The sequence below is a fragment of the Arenibacter antarcticus genome (assembly GCF_041320605.1).
Taxonomy (GTDB): domain Bacteria; phylum Bacteroidota; class Bacteroidia; order Flavobacteriales; family Flavobacteriaceae; genus Arenibacter; species Arenibacter antarcticus.
In genome coordinates, this window is sequence record NZ_CP166679.1 from 1,436,901 (window position 1) to 1,453,704 (window position 16,804).

The 16,804-nt window shown below is 38.9% G+C and carries 14 protein-coding genes; 9 read left to right on the forward strand and 5 right to left on the reverse strand.

What is annotated here, in order from left to right; genetic code table 11:
• The first annotated feature begins 120 nt into the window (after positions 1–120).
• Complete coding sequence (locus KCTC52924_RS05940; protein ID WP_251807559.1) at positions 121–1,917, forward strand: DUF4153 domain-containing protein; 1,797 nt, start codon at positions 121–123, stop codon at positions 1,915–1,917.
• A complete protein-coding gene (locus KCTC52924_RS05945; RefSeq protein ID WP_251807558.1) occupies positions 1,918–2,631 on the forward strand; it encodes a 3'-5' exonuclease in 714 nt (237 codons plus the stop codon).
• A gap of 35 nt (positions 2,632–2,666) precedes the next feature.
• Here KCTC52924_RS05945 and KCTC52924_RS05950 read toward each other — a convergent pair whose 3' ends face one another.
• Both KCTC52924_RS05950 and KCTC52924_RS05955 read right to left on the reverse strand, forming a co-directional pair.
• Positions 2,667–4,871 (reverse strand): S8 family serine peptidase, encoded by a 2,205-nt coding sequence (locus tag KCTC52924_RS05950; protein WP_251807557.1) that lies wholly within the window; start codon positions 4,869–4,871, stop codon positions 2,667–2,669.
• 151 nt (positions 4,872–5,022) lie between these two features.
• Positions 5,023–5,994, reverse strand: a complete 972-nt coding sequence (locus tag KCTC52924_RS05955; protein ID WP_251807556.1) for an endonuclease/exonuclease/phosphatase family protein — start codon at positions 5,992–5,994, stop codon at positions 5,023–5,025.
• Positions 5,995–6,070: 76 nt separating this feature from the next.
• On the opposite strand from KCTC52924_RS05955, the gene hflX reads away from it, so the two are divergent.
• A complete protein-coding gene (hflX, locus tag KCTC52924_RS05960; protein ID WP_251807555.1) occupies positions 6,071–7,282 on the forward strand; it encodes a GTPase HflX in 1,212 nt (403 codons plus the stop codon).
• A gap of 524 nt (positions 7,283–7,806) precedes the next feature.
• On the opposite strand, the gene KCTC52924_RS05965 is transcribed toward hflX, so the two are convergent.
• The 3 genes from KCTC52924_RS05965 to KCTC52924_RS05975 all read right to left on the reverse strand — a co-directional run bounded on the left by KCTC52924_RS05965 (position 7,807) and on the right by KCTC52924_RS05975 (position 10,464).
• Positions 7,807–8,739, reverse strand: coding sequence for a DUF3078 domain-containing protein (locus KCTC52924_RS05965; RefSeq protein ID WP_251807554.1), 933 nt, complete (start codon positions 8,737–8,739; stop codon positions 7,807–7,809).
• A gap of 70 nt (positions 8,740–8,809) precedes the next feature.
• Positions 8,810–9,316 carry a DUF2480 family protein gene (locus KCTC52924_RS05970; RefSeq protein WP_251807662.1) on the reverse strand — a complete coding sequence of 169 codons (507 nt, stop codon included), beginning with the start codon at positions 9,314–9,316 and terminating at the stop codon, positions 8,810–8,812.
• 98 nt (positions 9,317–9,414) lie between these two features.
• Positions 9,415–10,464, reverse strand: a complete 1,050-nt coding sequence (locus KCTC52924_RS05975; RefSeq protein WP_251807661.1) for a ferredoxin--NADP reductase — start codon at positions 10,462–10,464, stop codon at positions 9,415–9,417.
• Between the two features lie 306 nt (positions 10,465–10,770).
• On the opposite strand from KCTC52924_RS05975, the gene KCTC52924_RS05980 reads away from it, so the two are divergent.
• From KCTC52924_RS05980 to KCTC52924_RS06005, 6 genes are all read left to right on the forward strand, one after another.
• A complete protein-coding gene (locus KCTC52924_RS05980; protein WP_251807553.1) occupies positions 10,771–12,243 on the forward strand; it encodes a DUF5687 family protein in 1,473 nt (490 codons plus the stop codon).
• A 12-nt stretch (positions 12,244–12,255) separates the two neighbouring features.
• On the forward strand, positions 12,256–12,951 hold the full coding sequence (locus tag KCTC52924_RS05985) for an ABC transporter ATP-binding protein (RefSeq protein WP_251807552.1): 696 nt from the start codon (positions 12,256–12,258) through the stop codon (positions 12,949–12,951).
• A gap of 231 nt (positions 12,952–13,182) precedes the next feature.
• Complete coding sequence (locus tag KCTC52924_RS05990; protein WP_251807551.1) at positions 13,183–15,726, forward strand: lipopolysaccharide assembly protein LapB; 2,544 nt, start codon at positions 13,183–13,185, stop codon at positions 15,724–15,726.
• Positions 15,727–15,744: 18 nt separating this feature from the next.
• Complete coding sequence (locus KCTC52924_RS05995) at positions 15,745–16,176, forward strand: polymer-forming cytoskeletal protein (RefSeq protein ID WP_251807550.1); 432 nt, start codon at positions 15,745–15,747, stop codon at positions 16,174–16,176.
• Positions 16,151–16,381 (forward strand): AtpZ/AtpI family protein, encoded by a 231-nt coding sequence (locus KCTC52924_RS06000; protein ID WP_251807549.1) that lies wholly within the window; start codon positions 16,151–16,153, stop codon positions 16,379–16,381. Before KCTC52924_RS05995 ends, KCTC52924_RS06000 begins: the two co-directional genes overlap by 26 nt.
• Complete coding sequence (locus tag KCTC52924_RS06005; protein ID WP_251807548.1) at positions 16,381–16,773, forward strand: DUF6168 family protein; 393 nt, start codon at positions 16,381–16,383, stop codon at positions 16,771–16,773. The genes KCTC52924_RS06000 and KCTC52924_RS06005 overlap by 1 nt, the downstream gene beginning before the upstream one ends.
• Positions 16,774–16,804: the final 31 nt, after the last annotated feature.

The following is a 16,804-nucleotide window of genomic DNA, read 5'->3' on the forward strand; positions in this document are numbered from 1 at the left end:
CAGGTCGGTTCTTGCTGTTGGACCTCCATGGAATACAATACCCTGAATTCCCCTTGGCCCGGGTATTTTCCTTTCAAAACAGTTTTAAATTAGTTTGTATATTTATAACTATACTACAAAATGAATCTAGCATCTTTCAAAGAAATTTCCGATAAGGCCTACAACGCCTTTCAACGGTTTCCTATTACTTTATTATGGACCATTTTGGGAAGTATATACTGTATTTATTTTATCGGAAAGGATGGAGGTGATTTTTTTGAAACCCATTTAAATGTATTTATGACCTTGGTAATAGGGGTTAGTTGGCTAATTGCAATACAATTTCTTATAGAGCAATTTCCTAATCCAAAAAAATGGCAATGGACAAAGATGGTCCTACTAGGGCTCCTTTTCCTGTTTTATTGGCAGCTGCCTACACTTGTGGGTCATAATGACGATCCCACCTACTATGTCCGGTTTATGCTGTATTTTATCGCTGGCCATTTAGGTATCCTTTTTGCCCCATTTATCAAAAGCTGGAATAAAAACGCTCATTGGAACTATATTAAATCAGTTGGCTTTTCCATTGGAAGAAGCGCCCTTTTCTCTGGGGTACTCTACTTAGGACTTGTATTGGCTCTATTAGCCCTCGAATCGCTCTTTGATATAAAAATATCAGGAAAACGCTATGGACAACTTTTTGTTTTCTGTTTAGGCACCGTTAATACATGGATTTATCTTTCAGATTTCCCAAAACAAATTTTACTGCAAACCACCATCTATTTCCATAAGGCCTTGGAGGTCTTTGTAAAGTATATTTTAATTCCACTAGTACTGTTGTATCTAATTATCTTATACGCTTACAGCCTAAAAATATTAATTCAATGGGAACTCCCACAAGGCTGGGTTTCATACTTGGTGACGGCTTTGGCTATTTTGGGATTTGCAGTACAGCATATTATCGATCCGATTCAAAAAACCCTAAAATCATGGAGTATAAATACCTTCCATCCCTGGTTTTATATTTTATTGTTACCCATGGTTGTATTACTATTTGTAGCCATTTTTAGACGAATTGACGACTACGGGTTCACCGAAAATCGATATTTTGTACTGCTACTTGCTTTTTGGATATTGGGAGTGACACTTTACCTATTGTTTAGCAAAGGAAAGCGACTAAAAGTGCTCTCTATTTCCCTTTTCATATTGGCTTTACTATCATCCTTTGGCTTTTGGGGGACCTTCAGTATTTCGGAAAAAAGTCAAATAAATCAGTTTAAAAAAGTGTACTTAGAAGTAATGAAAAGCGATAAACTTGCCAACCAGGCACAGTACCGCCAACTAACATCGATTATAGACTATTTGGCAGACCGTAAATTGGTGTCCAAATTAGATCCCATTATTGGGTTTTCCACCCATAGTATTCGTTTAGATACCATTGAAAACTCTAAAATAACCTACCACCACAATACCCCTCAAATATTGTTGGACCACATGGATATAAAAATAGACCCCGATATAAATTTCAATTACAATGATCTTTATTACAATCTTTATGATGGTAACACCAACAGCCACAGTTACCCCATTTCAGGTTTTGACTATTTTGCAGAACTGAATTTTTCTGATTCTGGCGATAACGACATAATGGAGATTGGCGAGTTATGGGTTAAATTTGATGAGAAGAATACACGTTTGCTGCTTTTGGACCCCAAAAAGAAGGATACCCTACTGGTGATTCCTATTGAGAATAAATTGAGGAAACTTGCAAAACACGGTTACAATTTAAATAACGCCAAGAAGGAAGAACTTACAATAACATCTAGTGCTGAAGGAATTTATGCTAAGGTGGTTCTTACACAGTTGGGTTTTTACATGGATAGGGATTCTATCTCCCTACACAATGGAGAAATTTTTCTATTTTTAAAACAACAATAGATGTTACATAAAATAAATTTGGAGCATATTCTCTTTTTGGACATTGAAACCGTTCCCGAACAAGAGAATTTTAATTTATTGGAGGATGCCAAAAAGGAGCTTTGGGAACAGAAATCCAAATACCAACGCAGGGACGAGTATAGCGCGGAAGAATTTTACGACCGTGCAGGAATCTGGGCCGAATTTGGAAAAATAGTCACCATTTCCGTTGGCTATTTTAAATTTCAAGGCGACCAACGCAGTTTTAGGGTAACCTCTTTCCATGGTGAAGAATCTAAAATTCTAAAAGATTTTAAAATCTTGTTGGACACCCATTTTAATCACCCCAAACATCTATTATGCGGACATAACGGCAAAGAATTCGATTTCCCCTATATAGCCAGACGGATGATCATCCACAAAATAGAATTGCCGGAAAAATTAAATCTATTTGGAAAAAAGCCCTGGGAAATTGCACATTTAGACACCATGGAACTCTGGAAGTTTGGCGATTATAAGCACTATACCTCCTTAAAACTTATGGCCAACGTTCTTGGTATTGCGTCTCCTAAAGAAGACATAGACGGAAGTATGGTAAAAGAGGTGTACTACAAGGAGAAGGACCTAGAGCGTATTATTAAATATTGTGAGTTGGATGTAATTACCACCGCACAGGTCTTTTTAAGGTTGCGCGGGGATGACTTATTGGAAGAAGAGGAGATTAAACGTATCTAGCTTTGGCTTAATTAGACTTAGCGACCCTACTACTATTAGGATTTATAAAACTTAATGGTAGTAGTTTTTTGATCCCCTTGTACAAACAATACATATAATCCAACTGTTAAATCTGCAATTTGAATCTGCTTTTCTATGGCTTGTCCCTCCTTCACTACAATTCCGTTCATGGATAGTATCTTATAGCTGGCGTTTAAGGGAAAATTCCCTTCCAACGTCATTAACTCCTGTACGGGATTGGGGATAATGGAAAAGCTTAATTTCTGCTCCAAGGGTATATAGTCCGATAAACGAAGGAGCTCCGTTTCTTCTCCCATAAAGCTAAACTCATATTCCGAGGTGTATCCAGAACTGGCATTTTCCGAACAAAAGGTTTTTAATCGGACCCAATAATCCGTGCCACTTACTAATCCCTCCAAGGTCAAGAAGTGATCAAAAGTGGATTCTACAATCCAATGGTCACTACCTTTTTTCTTGTATTCCACCTGAAAAAGTGCATCGGTATTTGCAATCCAGTTTAAACTTACAGAAGTATTCTTGGCAGTTGTCAGCGCCACCTCCTCAGGTATGGTAAGCACACAGTCCGTTAGGGCTATTCCTGAAACGATAATGGAAAAGTTTTGGGCTCCCCCTTCCAGATTATTTTTATGCGAAACGGTAATGGTATAGGTTCCCTCAGCATTCAGAACTTCAATTTTCTCGAAGGGATCCACCTTATTGTCTCCTTTAAATGCAGGGGAATCCGCATTGGTACCGTCTAATTTCCAAGGAAAATGAGCTTCCCCCTCCTTAGTAATCCTAATATCTAGGTCGTTCACCAAAGCAGCGGTCATATCATTCAACAGTCCAATATTAACCACTCCTGTTGCCGGGTCTGTCCAAGAAATGGAAGCAGATAAAGGATCTATTCCATTGGCGCGTACGGTATAATTTTTTATTTCTCCCTCTAAAAGGCTCTCCTCGGAGATTAGGGAAGCATAACCTTTGTTCGCTATTAATTCTACAGCCGATTTAGAGTTGATAACCCCCCACCCCATATTGTAATCAGGTCCAGGGGCATTTACATCATCGGCAGTGTGTAGTACCAATCCTTTTATAGTTGCGGCCTTCATAAAACTGCCTTCCACCTCTTCGTGATATTGTTGTAACAACAACATGGAGCCTGTTACTCCAGGAGCGGCAACCGATGTTCCATGGGTGGTTTCATATCCATTATTGTTTTTGGCACCTGTAGTATAAATATTGCTGCCATGGGAAGCAATATCCGGTTTTATCCTCCCGTCATCCAGGGGTCCAAAACTGGAATAGGTAGCCACGGTGGCATGTAACAATTCCCCGTTATTGTTGGTTTCAATATTGGCCGCAGCAACGGTAACTCCATTTTTTGAAGTGGCAAATCCCAACAATAGATCATATCCATCGTCAACAGTTCCAAAAATAGGCGATTGGTTGTCCTTACTTTTTTGCGCATTTCCCGCAGCGGTAACCATTAAATAATAAGGTGCGCTGTACATAATCTTATCCCAGTCTCTGGATACGGAAATATAGGATCCAAAATACCAATCGGGGACCCTATCTGGCCTAATTCCGTAGGAATGGTTGGATAATAACATTCCGTTGGCGGCCATTTCTGCAACTTCTATCTTATCCCTTGTCCAATCATTGGTAACCGCTTTGGCTTTATAAGCTAGCCCCTTTGCTTTCTTGTCCAATCCGGAAGCAACCAAAATACCGGTGACCCTAGTTGCGTGCGAATCCACCACTTCACTCTGATCTGAAACACTTACCCTACTGTCAAATTCGGCATGCGTGGCCAAGGCCGATCCTGCATCCCACACACCTACCATCATATTTTCCCCATTAATACCCAAATTCAATAAGCCATTATCGTGCATCGTATTGGATCTGGTGGTGCTGTTCAAATCTGAACTGAAAGTACTGTAATAAATAGGAGTCCCATCTGGGCCAATCGCGGTAAGTGCACTAAAATTTCCGTTGGGCAATCTTTCGGTCAATTTCCAGCCATTAACCTTAGCTTGCTGTAAAAGTTGACTTTTTTCCTGCGTAAAATTGATTTTAAGATCATTTGTAAACGCTCCCAATTTAGCGCTATGAGTACCTTTTCTTATCTGTTGCAATTGAAGTTCGGTCTGTGCGGCAGATAGCAAACTTACAAGGCAAAAAGTGATAAAAAGTATATACTTGCGAATCCAAAACAAGAAAGGTACTGTATAGGTCATTGGGTAATCCAATAAGATTAGGATTACAAATATATTCTAAATCACAAAATAATCGACTAAAGACGCTTTTTATTCGACGAAAGGCACTCTATTGTTGTGAAGCGTCAAAAAAACGATATGAAAATCCACTTTATAAATTGAATATCCTCCCTCAATTTAACTTAAGCAATACATAAACAGGAAAATGATCGCTATAACCACCCTTATACTTTTCTCCCGCATAAGTTCTAAACGGACTTCCCTTATACCTCCCTTTAGATTCCGTTAAAAAGGCCTCATCAAAAATATCGGCATGTGAAAAACTATGGGTCCCTTTCCCATAATTAAAAAAGTTATGAGAAACCATTATTTGATCAAAGAGATTCCAAGATCTTCTATAATTAACACTGCCCCTTGTTGGGGAGCGCAAGGTTTGCATGGGATTGTAGAGTTTATCGGCACCCATAAGGGTCTGTACACTGATTGAGGTAGGACCATCATTAAAATCGCCCATAACAATATAATTTGGATCCTTAAATTCCTCTTCAATAAGGTTCATATAGGAAATAATAGTATTGGCAGCTTCAATCCGTTTGTAATCGGTTTCCTGATTGCCGGTTCTCCTAGAGGGCCAATGGTTGACAAAAACATGAAGCATCTCCCCATTCAACAAACCTTGGACATACAGTATATCTCTGGTAGTATCTCTATCCCCATTGATGGCGTGTACGATTAAGGGTATAGGTTTAGACTGTATCACCTTAAAATTATCCCTATTATAGATCAATGCGGTATCTATGCCCCTTTCATCGGGGGAATCATAATGCACATACCCGTAGTTATATTCCTTTAAGGGGTCTGTTGCCAGTAATTCTTGTACCACAGTTCCCTTTTCAACTTCAGCAATACCCACGAGTGTTGGTGGGTTACCTGCAGCTTGAAGACCAACCTTAGCGATAGTTGTAGCCAGTTTTTGTAACTTTTTTCTATAGCGTGTGGGTGTCCATTTCCTTGATCCGTTGGGAGTAAAATCTAGATCCAAGGTATTTTTGTCCGATAAGGCATCAAACAAGTTTTCTAGGTTATAAAATGCAATAGTATGCAGATTATCTTCCGATTTCTTCTCGAAAAATGAAAAATTCATTCAAATCGTTTAATGTAAGGCTAAATTAAGAAAACCCTTGGCAACTATTGATTAGATTTGTATTATAAACTGATATATGTTAGAAAAGAACACTATAGATCATGAGAAAGCGGTCCTTATAGGAGTGATGAACAAGGATCAAAATGAAGCAAAGGTAACCGAGTATTTAGACGAATTGGAATTCCTGACCTACACCGCAGGTGGGGAAGTCTGTAAACGTTTTGTACAACGTATAGACCTACCCAATCCAAAAACCTATATTGGAAGCGGGAAGATGTTGGAAGTAGAAGCTTATGTTAAGGAAAATGATATTGGATCAGTAATTTTTGATGATGAGCTAACCCCTGGACAACAACGGAATATAGAAAAGCAGTTAAAGTGTAAAATCTTGGACCGTACCAGTCTGATATTGGATATTTTCGCCCAAAGGGCACAGACTAGTTATGCCCGTACACAGGTAGAACTAGCCCAGTATGAATATTTTCTTCCAAGGTTAACAGGTTTATGGACCCACTTGGAAAGACAGAGAGGGGGAATTGGCATGAGAGGTCCAGGTGAAACCGAAATAGAAACAGATAGACGTATTGTACGGGATAGAATCTCCTTGCTAAAGAAAAAGTTGCTCAAGGTAGATAAACAAATGGAAACCCAACGCGGGAATCGTGGTGCCATGGTACGTGTTGCCTTGGTAGGGTATACCAATGTCGGTAAATCCACGCTAATGAACGTGGTCAGTAAAAGTGAGGTCTTTGCAGAAAATAAATTATTTGCTACGGTAGATACCACGGTTAGGAAAGTAGTCATAGGAAACCTTCCGTTCTTATTAAGTGATACGGTAGGTTTTATCAGAAAACTACCTACACAATTAGTAGAGAGCTTTAAAAGCACCTTGGACGAGGTTCGAGAAGCGGATCTTCTTTTACATATCGTAGACATCTCCCATCCCAATTTTGAAGACCACATTGAGTCCGTTAATAAAACCCTTGCAGAAATAAACAGTGCCGATAAAAAAACAATAATGGTCTTCAATAAGATAGACCTATACAAGAACGAAACCATTGACGAGGACGACCTTATTACAGAAAAAACCAATAAGCATTTCACCTTGGAAGAGTGGAAGAAAACTTGGATGCAACGGGTTGGGGAATACTCCATATTTATATCCGCTTTGAACAAGGAGAACCTAGAAGATTTCAGAAAAAGGGTTTATGATGAGGTAAGGGACATCCATATTACACGATTCCCATATAACAATTTCCTTTATCCCGAAAATCTGGATGAATACTAATCATTACTTTTATTAGCGGTATAGTCGGTGGTCGGTGAAATCATACAGTTGGTTTGGCACACAACATCTTGATAGTCTTTCACAACATAAATTGCTTATAACCAATGTTGCATCCTATATTTACATTGTAATTAAGCATCAATACTGACCCCAAATCGTGTTTTTGTACTGATTATTTTAAGTCCTTTTTTCCCCCAAATTGGCACTTGACTTAACAAATTTAGAATTACCAATTTTTACAGAATCCCTACTTAGCTAAAAGAAATGCCCCTTGCAAGAGGGGCTTTTTTTATATGGATTCTAAGCATAGGGTATCATTTATATTTTAATGCAAGGGTAATTGATAAGCGTATTGCTCACCCCTTCAAAGGGTCTAGATCACATGTTTGATTCTTAAACTACAAATAACCTAGGTAGATTTTTTTATCAAACCCAACCCTCGATTTTGTTTTTAAAAAACAAACAGCAACAAAAAAAGACCCTCAACACGAGGGCCTATATGAACATTTTATAATTACAATTCTCTAAAAAGAATAGTTTAGACCAAACAGCCAATACGTCTGTAGGTCATTATCCACATTGCCAAAAGTAGGTTCGGGGTCGCCAACTTCCAAATTGTTAATTGCATAACTTAGGGCCTCTTGCTTATTATCCCTCAATCCGAACTCGAAACCTACCCCAATACCTTTCCACAAAGTATATCCAAAGGAGTTGGTCCATGTCCAGTTGGAAAGGTCCGAGGTTTCATAACTCTGAAACATGGACAAATTGGTCTTAAAGTTTATTTTGCCTAATTGCTTTGTATAATCAGCAACTATTTTGGCACCCAAGGAGGATTCAAAAACAGTATCCTCACTGCTGAATACAAAGTTGTAGTTTAAAGGGTGAATTACCACTACAAGATCGGCAATGGGGGTCCAAGTAGCACCCACCCCTAGATCCAAATACCCTGGGTCGTTAAAATTATCGATAATGGTTGTCCGATATTCCGCCAAACCAGATATTGCAAACTTTTCGCTGAGCTTTCTACCATAAAGTGACGTTAAAGAAAATACGTCCGTGGAGGAGCGGAAGCTATCATCATCGGAATCAATATCCTTATCATCAAATTTCACCCAACCTAGATTTAGACTAAGGGAGTTTCTCCAGAAAAACTTATCTTGATTAAGATTTGCGAACGCGTTGGCCGTCACACCTATATTGCCGGCACTAGAGTTTGGAGCTCCTTTGGAATACCAATTATTAAAGCCAGATAGACTGGTGCCTATAGTACCAAAGGCCCCCTTTTTCCATCCTGGTAGCGCTTTAATTTTCTTCTGAATGGCATCTACCCTTCCTTGAATTGCCGCAATGGAGTCGGTTTTAATACTTTTCTCCGCTTTTAATTCTTCCAAAGTTTGGGCGTAACCCATTTGGATCGACATAAAAATGATCAATGCAAGTACAATTTTTCTCATAATCGTAAGTATTTGTCAGTTTATAGTCAAAATTAAGACTTTTGGTATACTAGCTTAACGGTAATGACAGTTATTTTGCCTTAAATAGTGGTACTGAAGAGCAGGCCTCACCATACATTACGCTTTTTGCAACTGTCTGAAGTTTAGCGGTTACCCATAAATATGCATTGGAAGGTACCGGTTTGTTAGAGCAACCTTTTACAATAACTGGTTTCCCTTTAAACTCCGAAACATCTAAATTTTCTAAAATATCCTGATATAGGGAAGATTCCAACATTTCTAAATCACCAATGAGCATTTTTTTGCAAAAGGGTTGTAGTTTAGTCCCGATTAGCATGTAGGCCCATCCTGGAATAATGGCATCGGTAGAACAGGTTAAAGCTACATAACAATCACTATACTGGCTCCAATCGTGATTTTCTATTTGTACCCTGAATTCTTTTTCACGAAGTATTAAGCCCTCATACAACCATTCCTTAATATCCAGAATCACCCTTTGCCCTTTAGGGTAATGATCTTCCAGATTAAAGGTTATCAGTTTGCTTTGCGAAACACGATTTATTATTTCTGTCATAATCAAAATTTTAAAAAAGAAGACATTACAGCATATTAACCTTTAAAAGCCTCAAATTTCACTTTTTGATTTCCACGCTATAAGCTCACTATTAATTACTTCTAAACATCATCATAATCCACCGTCAATGTCGGAGTGGAAGGACGTGCTTGGCAGGTTAAAATAAGCCCATCGGCTATCTCACTATCGGTTAAGATTTGATTTTTCACCATTTCAGCCTTACCCTCCTTGATACGGGCGATACAGCTACTGCATACGCCACCCTGACAAGAATATGGGGCATCAATATTTTCTTTTAGCACTGCATCTAGCACTACGGAATTTTTATCCATGGACAAGGAAAACTCCTCATCGTCCAAAATTATCTTCAACTCTGTTTTACCCTCTAATTTTTCAGGAAGTTCGTCCTTAATTTCAGTTTCGGTAAAAAGTTCGAAATGAATCTTATCCTCTGTAATTTCATTTTCTTTTAAATGATCCTTTACCAAGTGGATCATGGCCTCTGGACCACAAAGATAGAAATCGTTGAACGTTACATTCTTGTGCTTGTTATTTAAGACATAGTTTACTGTTGAGGTATCTATTCGCCCAAAAATAGATTCGTCCTCCTGAGTCTGACTCAATATAAAATATACAAAAAACCTGTTAGGGTAATCCAATTGCAATTTTACTAAGTCCGTATAGTACATAGTTTCTTCAGAGGACTTATTCCCGAAAATCAGTACAAACGTATTTTTAGGGCTGCTCTCCAATACCGTTTTGGCAATACTCATAATGGGAGTAATTCCACTTCCTGCAGCAAATGCGGCTATATTTTTAGGACTGGTACTAGGCTTAAACACAAACCTACCTTCTGGGGGCATTACCTCCAATACATCCCCTGCCTGCAGTTTACTATGGGCATAATCGGAAAATCCGCCTTTGTCCACTTTTTTAACCCCAATGGTTATGGAGCCTGATTTAGGTGATGAGCTAATGGAATATGCCCTGCGTAATTCCTTGCCTTTTATTTCCTTTTTAATGGTGATATACTGACCAGCGGTGAAGGTGAACGTCTGGATCAGTTCCTTTGGAATAGTAAAAGTGATAGCAACCGAATTTGGGGTAAGCTGTTTTATTTTTTGTACCGTAAGGGAATGAAAATGGGCCATATTAAATCTTTGTGCAAAATTAAGCAAAGCAAAGAGGATTTAAAACGTGATTTCAAAATAAATACATTCCTAGTGTTAAGTTAAGCCAAAAAGCTAGCTTAAGCACGGAAGTGGAATTGTATCTTACCTTACACACATAAGAGGCAGAAGACTGTTGATGGCATTGGAAGATTATATCCGCAATATGAAGCAATTGAATCGAACTGCAATTTCAAGAAACCTGTCCGAATTTCAGAATTGTGTAAATTTGCTGTAACAAATCCCTTCATCGCTACACTAAACAATGAGGCTTAACCCACCAGTAACATGTTAAAACACTTTCTTTCCCTTGAGTGGAAATCATTTTTTAGATCCGCTTCCTTTAAGACCAATCTGGGTATAAAAATCTTAATGGTCTTTGGAGCACTCTACTTTATGGCGGTATTCCTGGGTCTGGGCATTAGTGCCTTTTATATCATTAAAGAAGGAGGCTGGGGAGACCCGCTAGAAGTGGTCAACCAATTTTTAATCTATTATTTTGTGGGAGACCTGTATTTCCGGTATATGCTTCAAAAAATGCCCATCACCAATATAAAGCCCTTATTGTACCTGCCCATTAAAAAAAATCAGGTTGTGGGGTATTCTATGGGGAAAACAGTGGTTTCTTTCTTTAACTGGTCGCACGCTTTTTTCTTTTTGCCTTTTTCCATAGTGCTCTTGATAGAAGGTTATGCCCCACTTGGGGTAATAGGATGGTTGCTGGGAACCATGGCACTCATATATTGCAATAATTTTATCAATGTATTGGTAAATAATAAGGACCAAATTTTTTACGCCCTTTTGGCCATGGTAACTATTTTGGGGGTCTGCCAATATTTTGGCCTGTTCAATATCACCCAATTTACCGCCCCTATTTTTAACACCCTATACAAACTACCGTGGACTGCATTTCTGCCATGGGCAATTTTAATTGTCCTTGCCATATGGTCCTTTACCTATTTTAGAAGAAATATGTTTCTTGATGCTGGATTAGCAGGCAAAAAATCTGTCGCAAAAACCGAGGATTACACCTGGCTGAACCGCTTTGGAAATTTGGGGACCTTTTTAAAGAACGATATCAAACTGATTAAAAGGAACAAACGATCCAGAACCTCTGTCATTATGAGTTTCTTTTTTATCTTTTACGGACTGTTGTTTTTTACTGGAAGCGTAGAAGCCTATGACAGCCCTATTTGGAAAATTTTTGCAGGAATTTTTATTTCGGGGGGATTCCTATTTAGTTTTGGACAATTTGTTCCCAGTTGGGACAGTTCCTACTACCCATTAATGATGAGCCAGAACATACAATACAAGGAGTATCTTAGCTCCAAATGGTATTTAATGGTCATCGCTACGATAATAAGTACGGTATTGGCTTCCTTTTATATTTTTTTTGGATGGGATGCCTACTTGGCCGTATTAGTGGGCGCAATATATAATATTGGGGTCAATTCCTACCTTGTACTTTGGGGCGGGGCCTATATAAAAACACCTATCGACCTTGCCTCCAATAAAAAGGCATTCGGGGACAAACAGGCATTCAACTCAAAAACCTTACTCCTTACCTTGCCAAAGTTAATTTTACCCTTGGGTATTTATGCCCTTGGACATTATTTAATTAACCCTACCGCTGGCTATATTTTTGTGGCCATGGCCGGTGTACTTGGGTTTACCTTTAAGAATAAGGCGTTTGTAATGATAGAGCACATCTATAAAAAAGAAAAGTATAAAACGCTGGCTGCCTATAAGGAAAAAGCCTAACAACGAAATTCTATGATAAAAATTAAAAACCTAACAAAGACCTACGGTAGCGCTACGGTTTTAAATATAGAACATTTGGAAATCCCTAAAGGACAGAGTTTTGGACTGGTGGGTAACAACGGTGCAGGAAAGACCACCTTGTTCAGCCTAATGCTAGATTTGATCCAACCTACAACAGGGCATATTTCCAATAACGAAGTTTTGGTAGATGAGAGCGAAGCATGGAAACCCTTTACTTCTGCATTTATAGATGAAACATTTTTGATAGGCTACCTTACCCCAGAAGAGTATTTTTATTTTATCGGGGAATTAAGAGGACAGAACAAGGCGGATGTAAATACGCTGTTGGCAACCTTCGGAGATTTTTTTCACGGGGAAATCCTAGGACAGAAAAAATACCTTCGGGACCTTTCTAAAGGGAATCAGAAAAAAGTAGGCATCGTAGCATCCTTTATTGGGAATCCTGAGGTTATAATTCTGGACGAGCCCTTTGCCAATCTAGATCCCACCACTCAAATTAGACTGAAAGGTATAATCAAAAACCTAACGAGTAATAAAGAGGTTACCGTCTTGATCTCTAGTCACGACCTGATCCATGTTACGGAGGTGTGTGAGAGGATCGTGGTGCTGCACAAAGGGGATCTGGTAAAGGATATCCGCACCTCTACTGAAACCCTACAGGAATTAGAGGTCTTTTTTGGAGGATAGGCCTTATAAGCTCCCAACAAGATAGCGCCATTTGGGAAAAATAAAATTTTGTCCCAACCGCATATCAACCAATAGGGTTATATTTTTTTCTCATTCTCTAACGGCGACTTACCGTAGGTCGGGAATTGACCATGAATTTGCCGTTCTCCTACAATAATCCAACTTTTATCGATCAACCGCATAATAATCGCGCTATTTTTAAGTTTAGGATACGTACGAATACGATTAATTTTGAAGCTTCACAACAAACTAATACTTACAGTTATTTTTGGTGGACTGGTTTTTAATGCCTGTTCTACCAAGAAAGATGCTATGCTTAATAGGGGCTGGCATTCCCTAAACACCAAATACAACACCTTGTACAATGGTAATATTGCCTTTGAGGAGGGACGCGAAGGACTCAATGCCGACTATCAGGACGACTACTGGGCAATTTTACCGGTAGAGCGATTGGAAGTTACCGAAGACTTAAAGCTCGATTCGGAGGACAACAACCCCAATTTTCTTATCGCCGAAGAAAAAGCTACCAAGGCCATACAAAAACACAGTATGGATATTAAGGGGAGGGAACGCAATCCGCAAACGGACGAGGCCTTCCTACTCTTGGGAAAAGCAAGGTATTTTGACCAGCGCTATATGCCTGCTTTGGAATCCTTCAATTATGTTTTAAATAAATACTCGCAGAGCGATAAGCTGAACGAGGCTACCATATGGCGGGAAAAGGTCAATATTCGTTTACAGAACGAGGAACTGGCACTTCAAAATTTGAAGCGACTATTAAAACAGGAATATTTAAACAACCAAGAATATGCAGATGCCCGTGCTATGATGGCCCAGGCATATATTAACTTAAAAGTCCCAGACACCGCTATACAGCAACTAAAGATTGCGACCGCCTATACCAAGAAAAACCCAGAAAAAGGTCGGTATTTATATATTATTGGTCAATTATACAATCAATTAGGACATAAGGACAGTGCTAATTATGCCTTCGATAAGGTAATTGCCCTAAATAGAAGATCACCACGGGTCTACATGATCAATGCCCATATCCAAAAAATACAGAATACAGAGCGCACCAAAGAAAATAGGGAGGAGCTGTATGAGTATCTGGTCAGCTTGGAGGAAAATAGGGAGAACAGACCCTTTTTAAATAAAATTTATAGGGAGTTGGCGGAGTTTCATCTAGCCGAAAAATCGGATAGCTTAGCATTGGTTTACTATAACAAATCCTTACGAGCCACTACGAATATACCGCAACTAAACGCACTAAACTATGAAAATCTGGCCAGCTATAATTTTGACCAGAACGAATATCGTTCTTCGGGGGCCTATTATGACAGTGTGCTGCAAAACTTAAATGAAAACTCCAAAAAACACAGGCAAGTAAAAAAGAAACTGGACAATCTGGAGGATGTTATAAAATATGAAGAGGTGGTGCAATACACAGATAGTGTCATTGGATTGTACGAGCTTCCTACAACGGAGCGGCTGGTCTACTTTGAGGCCTATATTTCCAAAATAAAAGCCAATTTGGAAAAGGAAAAAAAGAAAGAAACACAGATGGCCAATGCGGGTTTTCAGGCCTTTATGAAAACTAAAGGAGGCAAAGAAAACAAAGGCAAGTTCTATTTCTATAATGTTACCACCCTTGGATACGGTAAGAACGATTTTAAATCGAAATGGGGAAAACGCACCCTGGAAGACGATTGGCGCTGGTCCAATAAAAGTAAGCTCCAAAATGTAGCGCAAATCAGCGTGGATGCCGATAGTAACTCCCCCAAACCAATAGCATCGATTGGGGAAGATCAGAGGTACAACGTGGAATTTTATATGGAGCAAATCCCTACCGATGAATCCTTTATAGACAGTCTAAGAACGGAACGCAATTTTGCCAATTACCAATTAGGACTTATCTATAAGGAAAAATTTAAAGAAAACCGTTTAGCAGCGGCGAAGTTGGAAAGCGTCCTAAATTCGGATCCGGAAGAGCGACTCATCATTCCTACCAAGTACAATCTGTACAAGATCTACGAGGAAGCAAAGAGTCCTTTGGCAGAAGAAATGAGGTATAACATCATACAAAACCATCCAGAATCGCGCTATGCGGAAATATTGCTAAATCCTCAGGCCGTACTCGCAGGAAATACCAACAGTCCAGAATCTATGTATGGCAAGTTGTATAAAATGTACCAAAATCAAGAATTTCTAAACGTAATTACTGGAGCAGAGGCTCAAATCAGCAAATATATAGGCGACCCCATAATTCCAAAGTTCGAGATATTAAAAGCGAATGCTATTGGGAGATTGCAGGGCTTTGAGGAATTTAGGGAAGCATTGAACTATGTGGCTTTGAATTATCCAAATTCGCCCGAAGGTAAAAAGGCACAAAGTATGGTCGCGGATCAATTACCGCAATTGGCTTCAAAGGAGTTTTCTGCCGAAACTGAGTCTAGCGGACCTGGGAACTGGAAAGTAGTTTTTCCCTTAAAAACCCAGGACGCCAAAAAGGCAGCACGACTAAAGGAACTCTTGGAGAATTCTATTGTTGAACTAAAATATAAAAATATCGTTTCCATGGATGTATACAATAAAGAGGAGCTCTTTGTGGTGGTACACGGTTTTAGGTCCAAGGATTTTGCCTTAGGATATGCCGAGCTAATAAGATATAATAAGGAGTACCGGATCGATGATGTGAATTTTGTAATTTTATCGGCCAATTATAAAATCATCCAAGTTCATAAAAATATAGTAGAATATATAGCACAACAATAACCTCAAAATCTTAAAATCATGTTTTCAGACAACAAAAAACCACGCGTTATGGCAGAACAAGGCGGACAACCCAATAGGATTGGCAATACCACTAAAATTAAAGGAGATATAATTTCCGAAGCAGATTTTAGGATAGACGGGGAACTGGAAGGCAATGTAAAGACTACTGGCAAGGTAGTCATTGGCGCCGGTGGATTTATTCATGGAAAAGTAGAATGTGTGCAAGCGGACATAGAAGGGAGTTTTAATGGCGAATTGATCGTTACCGACCTATTGTCCATAAAATCGACTGCCATTATAGAAGGAACCGTTAGCGTTGCTAAACTAGCAGTAGAGCCGGGAGCCACCTTTAATGCCTCCTGTACCATGAAGGGAAAAGAAGCTAAAGCAAATAGTGCGACATCAAAAAATACCACCTCTAATAATGAAACAGCAAAAGCCACCAAATAAAAACAATGGCCTAAAAAATGCAGCCATTCTTTCGGGAATCGCTATACAAATGGGAATCATCATCTTTTTGGCTGCACAAGGCGGAAAATGGCTGGACGCCTATCTTGGAATGGAATCCAAAACGTTTACCATTATAATCACTCTTTTAGGGGTCGCAATTTCCATTTATCTAGTTTTACAACAACTGAAACGCATAAAACAATAATGTCCAAATACAAGTTTCTTTTCTCTTTCTACGCCTCCCTCGTACTACTAAGTCTTTTAGTATTTGGCATCCACATTCTAGTATTAGACTCCCTTGGCCACCCCCTTTTTGAACATATGATCCTAATGGCATATTGGGTTAATGTCCTAATGGCCATCCTTATCTTCTCCATACTTTATTTCTTTAGATTTAAATGGAAAGATCAGATAGGTTTCCTGTATTTGGGAGGAAGTATGTTAAAATTTCTCATCTTTTTTATTGTGTTTTATCCAGTGTACAATCAAGATGGAAGCATGGATACTTTAGAGTTTTCTTCATTTTTTGTGCCTTATTTAATAGGGTTACTCCTAGAGACTTTCTTCACTGCAAAAATGTTAAATAAATTACATTGATTTTACGATATGAATGTCATTTGTAATAAGC

What these genes read in the sequence shown, in the direction of transcription:
- KCTC52924_RS05965 (WP_251807554.1), bottom strand. Translation starts at nt 8,739, where the DNA reads ATGAGAAAAATTGTACTTGCATTGATCATTTTTATGTCGATCCAAATG.
- hflX (WP_251807555.1), top strand. Translation starts at nt 6,071, where the DNA reads ATGTTAGAAAAGAACACTATAGATCATGAGAAAGCGGTCCTTATAGGA.
- KCTC52924_RS06000 (WP_251807549.1), top strand. Translation starts at nt 16,151, where the DNA reads ATGAAACAGCAAAAGCCACCAAATAAAAACAATGGCCTAAAAAATGCA.
- KCTC52924_RS05980 (WP_251807553.1), top strand. Translation starts at nt 10,771, where the DNA reads ATGTTAAAACACTTTCTTTCCCTTGAGTGGAAATCATTTTTTAGATCC.
- KCTC52924_RS05940 (WP_251807559.1), top strand. Translation starts at nt 121, where the DNA reads ATGAATCTAGCATCTTTCAAAGAAATTTCCGATAAGGCCTACAACGCC.
- KCTC52924_RS05945 (WP_251807558.1), top strand. Translation starts at nt 1,918, where the DNA reads ATGTTACATAAAATAAATTTGGAGCATATTCTCTTTTTGGACATTGAA.
- KCTC52924_RS05950 (WP_251807557.1), bottom strand. Translation starts at nt 4,871, where the DNA reads ATGACCTATACAGTACCTTTCTTGTTTTGGATTCGCAAGTATATACTT.
- KCTC52924_RS05955 (WP_251807556.1), bottom strand. Translation starts at nt 5,994, where the DNA reads ATGAATTTTTCATTTTTCGAGAAGAAATCGGAAGATAATCTGCATACT.
- KCTC52924_RS05975 (WP_251807661.1), bottom strand. Translation starts at nt 10,464, where the DNA reads ATGGCCCATTTTCATTCCCTTACGGTACAAAAAATAAAACAGCTTACC.
- KCTC52924_RS05985 (WP_251807552.1), top strand. Translation starts at nt 12,256, where the DNA reads ATGATAAAAATTAAAAACCTAACAAAGACCTACGGTAGCGCTACGGTT.
- KCTC52924_RS05995 (WP_251807550.1), top strand. Translation starts at nt 15,745, where the DNA reads ATGTTTTCAGACAACAAAAAACCACGCGTTATGGCAGAACAAGGCGGA.
- KCTC52924_RS06005 (WP_251807548.1), top strand. Translation starts at nt 16,381, where the DNA reads ATGTCCAAATACAAGTTTCTTTTCTCTTTCTACGCCTCCCTCGTACTA.